At 74.4% G+C, this 4841-nt stretch carries 3 protein-coding genes; 1 reads left to right on the forward strand and 2 read right to left on the reverse strand.

The window, feature by feature from the left end:
* Window positions 1-169: 169 nt before the first annotated feature.
* Window positions 170-817: a TetR family transcriptional regulator gene (locus ACFQ6N_RS10845; protein ID WP_380648411.1), complete on the reverse strand. Its 648-nt coding sequence runs from the start codon at window positions 815-817 to the stop codon at window positions 170-172.
* Window positions 818-1242: 425 nt separating this feature from the next.
* On the opposite strand from ACFQ6N_RS10845, the gene ACFQ6N_RS10850 reads away from it, so the two are divergent.
* The gene (locus ACFQ6N_RS10850; protein WP_380648412.1) at window positions 1243-3642 is read left to right on the forward strand and encodes a PQQ-binding-like beta-propeller repeat protein; all 2400 of its coding nucleotides are present in this window, start codon (window positions 1243-1245) and stop codon (window positions 3640-3642) included.
* A 76-nt stretch (window positions 3643-3718) separates the two neighbouring features.
* Here ACFQ6N_RS10850 and galE read toward each other — a convergent pair whose 3' ends face one another.
* Window positions 3719-4705, reverse strand: coding sequence for a UDP-glucose 4-epimerase GalE (gene galE / locus ACFQ6N_RS10855; protein ID WP_380648413.1), 987 nt, complete (start codon window positions 4703-4705; stop codon window positions 3719-3721).
* Between the last annotated feature and the right edge of the window lie 136 nt (window positions 4706-4841).

The raw sequence follows: 4841 nt of genomic DNA on the forward strand, positions 1-4841 counted from the left end.
ACACCCGGGGGGGGGGGCCCCCCTCTCCGGGGGGCCCCCCCCACCGGCATGTCTGGCGCGCCTGCGGCACGTCGGCGGACCTCCCCCGAGGACACGGCCGCCGTGCGTCGTCCCCCGGACAGGAGGCCGGGGCTGCGCGCGGAGCGGATGGTGGGTCGTTGCGGTCGGTCTACTTGGGCGGCTTCTTGCCGGTGACACCCAGGTACACCAGGGGAGCGAGGTTGGGCTTGAGGTCCTTGACCTTGACGCCCCAGGAGGTGAAGGCCTTCTGGTGCTCGGCCGCCGAGGCGAGCAGCGAGACCAGGGCCCCGGCCACGGCGTTCGGGTCGAGCGTCTTGTCGGCCTGACCCTTCGCCTGGAGTTCCCTGACGGCTTCCGCGAGCGGCTTGGCGACCGCGTTGAGGACTGTCATGCGGATCTTGAAGAACCGCTTGTCCCCTTCGGCGGCACCGAGCGTGACCACTCGGAGAATGGCGTCGTTCTTGCGCCAGAAGGCGAGGAATCCGTCGACCAGTTCTTCCGAAGTGGTCGGTCCGGACTTCCCTGCCCAGGACTTTCCGGCCACCAGCTCTTTGAGGGTGTCGGCGTCCTTGGCCATTTCCTCGGCGATTTCGAGGACTGCGCCCTCGACATCCGGGAAGTACTGGTAGAAGGTCGCGGGGGAGGTACCCGCCATACGGGCGACGTCGATGACCTTGACGTCCCGATAGGGCGACGTGCTGAGCATCTCGCGGAGGCAATCGAGCAGCTTCTGCCGCGTCTCCTGTCCGCGTCGCCCGGCGACGCGACCGTCGACGGTGCGAACTTGTCCTGTCATGCCGTCAGCTTACCGTGGCACGATCTTGGCGCGATTCGGTGATGCGACTATTACTCCGCACGGGGGTTGGTATAGCGGCATGAACCACTTCGGACGGATATTCACCGCACTCCGAACCCCCTGTTGAAGCCCCCCCGTGTGCCTTTGATCTCACAGCGTGACGGCGAGTCCGCTGAGGGGTGGTCCGATGACAGAGCGTGATGACACGGGGCGGGACCGGAACGGTTCCGAAGCGGACGGTCCGGGGGCCCGGGGGCAAGCCGGCGCCGGAGCGGGCGTCAGGATCCGGCCGTTCCGTCCCCGTGGGCCGGGGGGCGGCCGGCGGCACCCTCAGGGCGGGGGAGGTTGGAGATGCGCCGGGCGGCATTGGAGAATCGGGTCCGGCACCACGCGGCGGGTGCGGACAACGGGGAGGTGGCAGCGGAGTGGACCAGCTGACGGCGCACGATCCGAGGCGGATCGGGCCCTTCGAGGTGCTGGGGCGGCTCGGCGCGGGCGGGATGGGCCTGGTCTACCTGGCGCGGTCCGCGTCCGGGCGACGGGTGGCCATCAAGACCGTCCGGGGGGAACTGGCCGAGGACGAGCTGTTCCGGGTCCGCTTCGCGCGGGAGATCGCGGCGGCCAAGACGGTCGGCGGCTTCTACACGGCGGCGGTGGTGGACGCCGACGCGGACGCGCGGGTGCCCTGGCTGGCCACCGCGTACATCCCGGCGCCCTCCCTGGAGGACCTGGTCGAGGACTGCGGCCCGTTGCCGGTGGAGGCCACCCGCTGGCTGGTCGCCGGCATCGCGGAGGCCCTCCAGTCCATCCACGCGGCCGGGCTGATCCACCGCGACCTCAAGCCCTCCAACGTCCTGGTGGTCGAGGACGGCCCGAAGGTGATCGACTTCGGCATCGCGGCCGGGGTCTCCAACACCCGGCTCACCATGACCAACGTCGCGGTCGGCACCCCCGCCTACATGTCCCCCGAGCAGGCCCGGGACAGCCGGACCGTCCGGGGCGCCAGCGACGTCTTCTCGCTCGGCTCGCTGATGGTCTTCTGCGCCACCGGGCACCCGCCCTACCGCGGCACCAACCCGGTCGAGACGGTGTTCCAACTGCTGCGCGAGGAGCCGGACCTGTCCGGCATGCCGCCCGAGCTGATGGACCTGGTCCGCGCCTGCATGCAGCAGGCGCAGGAGCGCCGGCCCACCCCGGCCCAGATCCAGGCCGAGCTGGCCCCGCACCTCTTCTCCCGGGACGACGCCTCCGGCGAGGCCGGGGACTGGCTCCCGCCCAACGCCCTGGAGCTGATCGAGCGCAAGCGCGGCCGCAGGCCGACCGCGCCGCTGCCCCGCCCGTCCCACGGCCCGGCCGAGCCGCCGCTGCCGCCCCCGCACCCGCACGGCCCCCCGCCGCACCCGCAGGGCCCGCCGCTGTCCCACGGGACGGCCGACCCGCGCACCGACCCGGGCGGCCGGCACCTCCAGTCGCCGGCCGGGCCGGTGCACAGCGTGCCGCCGCCGGGCCGGGCCTCCGAGGCCGAGATCCCGACCGCGAAGATCGCCTCCCCGAACCGGCACCGCGCGCCGGCCGGCTCCGGGGCCGTCGAGGTGCACCTGTCCGGCGCCTCGGTGCGGATAGGCCCGGGGCCGCGGGCCAAGCACGAGCAGCCCGGTCCGACCACCGCCCCGGCCACGACCGACTGGGTCCGCCGGGCGGCCCCCACCCCGCCGCCCGCGCCGGCCCCGGCCGCCCGCTGGCGCCCCTGGCGGTTCCGGATGTCCAACGACGTCTGGGGCACCCCGGTGGTCGCCGACGGCACGCTCTTCGTCTCCAGCTTCGAGGTGCACGCGCTGGACATCGGCTCCGGAGAGCGCCGCTACAAGACCCGGGACGTCGCCTGGGCGCTCGCGGTGGACGCGGGCCGGGTGCACGCGGCGGACGGCCCGCACCTGTACACCGTCGACGCCGTCGACGGCACCGAGCGCTGGCGCACCTCGCTGGACGGCTGGGTCTACTCGCTCTCGGCCGCCGACGGCGTGCTCTGCTCCGGCATCCGGGGCGGCGGCGTCCAGCTGCGCTCGGCGGCCAACGGCGCCGAGCTGTGGCGCGCCGACGACGCCCAGCAGGACTACGAGAACCCGCAGTCCGGCCCGGTCCTGCTGGGCGGCGCGGCCTACTACTACGGCGCCGGGCGGCTGCGCTGCGTCGACCCGCGCGGCGCGGGCCTGCGCTGGTCCTTCCCGGTCGGCGAGGACGTGCCCTCGCACCCGGTCGAGCGCGGCGGCGTCCTGTACGTCACGGCCGGCACCCGGGTGTACGCGCTGGACGCGGCCAGCGGGGTCGAGCGCTGGCGCTTCGAGGCCCCGGTGGTGCTGTTCACCCCGCCCGCCCTGGACGCCGACGCGGTCTACGTGGCCGACTACCTGGGCACGGTCTACGCGCTGGACGCGGCCACCGGCATGGACCGCTGGCGCGGGGTCACCGGCAGCCGCCAGGGCGCGGAGCCGGTGGTGGTCGGGGACGGCATGGTGCTGGTCGGCAGCGGCGAGGTGCTGTACGCCTTCGAGGCGGCGACCGGCCGGGAGCGCTGGCGCTACACCGCGCGCGGCGAGATCGTCGGCTCCCCGGCGGTGGCCGACGGCCTGGTGCACCTGGGCAGCCGGGACCACTCGCTGCACACCCTGGACCTGGCGAGCGGTCAGCTGCGCTGGGAGCTGGGCACCAAGGGCGAGCTCACCGGTTCGCCGGTGGCGGTCGGCGGGCGGGTCTTCGTCGGCTCCAAGGACCGCTGCGTGTACGCGCTGGACGCCTTCTACGGCACGGCGGTGCCCGCCCGCTGAGCGGTGCGGGCGGTGGGGGTGCCGGCGGTGGGGGTGCCGGCGGCGGGGGTGCCGGCCCCGCCGCCGCAGCGGGCCGTCAGGACCGGCGGGCCTGCGGGTGGCGGGCGCACCAGCCCTCCCAGGCGGAGGCGACCATCTCCTCCACGCCGTGGCGCGCGCTCCAGCCCAGTTCGCGGCGGATCAGCCCGGCGGAGGCCACCACCCGGGCGGGGTCGCCGGGGCGGCGCGGAGCCGGCTCGGGGGTGGTGTCGTAGCCGGTGACCCGGCCGATCACCGCCAGCATCTCCCGGACGCTGACGCCCTCGCCGCGGCCGATGTTGAGCACCAGCCCGGTGGCCCCGGCCGGGTCGGCGGCCAGCCGCCGGACGGCCGCCACGTGCGCCGAAGCCACGTCGGAGACGTGGATGAAGTCGCGTACGCAGGTGCCGTCCGGCGTCGGGTAGTCGTCGCCGAAGAGCAGCGGGGCCCGCCCCGCGGTGAGCCGCTCGAAGACCATCGGGACGAGGTTGGACACCCCGGCGTCGGAGAGCCCGGGGGAGGCGGCGCCGGCCACGTTGAAGTAGCGCAGGGCCACGGTGGAGATGCCGTGGGCCCGCCCGGCCGCGGCGACCAGCCACTCGCCGGCCAGCTTGGTCTCGCCGTACGGGCTCATCGGGGCGCAGGGGGTGGACTCGGTGACCAGGTCGACGTCCGGCATGCCGTAGACCGCGGCGGACGAGGAGAACAGGAAGCGCCCGACCCCGCCCCCGGCGGCGGCCTCCAGGACGGTCTGCAGGCCGATCATGTTCTCCCGGTAGTACCGGAAGGGCTGTTCGACGGACTCGCCGACCTGCTTCTTGGCGGCGAAGTGCAGGACGCCCCGCACGCCGTGCCGGTGGATCGCGGCGTCCAGGACGGCGCGGTCCAGGGTGGAGCCCTCGACCAGCGGGACGCCGGCCGGCAGGCGGGACGCGTCGCCGGTGCTCAGGTCGTCCAGGACGACGACGCGCTCACCGGCGTCCAGCAGCTGGCGGACGACGTGCCCGCCGATGTATCCGGCCCCGCCGGTGATCAACCACGTCATGCGGCGATCCTAGGGTCCGTCTTCAAGCCCCCACCTGCGGGGCGACGCCGGGGCACGCACCTCGCCGCGTTGTCGTCAGTCGCCGATGCTCCGCATGGACTCCCTCCTCCGCCTTGCGATGCACGCACCCCAACGC

It is taken from the genome of Kitasatospora sp. NPDC056446 (genome assembly GCF_042796115.1).
Taxonomy (GTDB): domain Bacteria; phylum Actinomycetota; class Actinomycetes; order Streptomycetales; family Streptomycetaceae; genus Kitasatospora.

Coding starts and splice junctions, on each gene's coding strand:
- ACFQ6N_RS10845 (WP_380648411.1), bottom strand. CDS start 817: ATGACAGGACAAGTTCGCACCGTCGACGGTCGCGTCGCCGGGCGACGC.
- galE (WP_380648413.1), bottom strand. CDS start 4,705: ATGACGTGGTTGATCACCGGCGGGGCCGGATACATCGGCGGGCACGTC.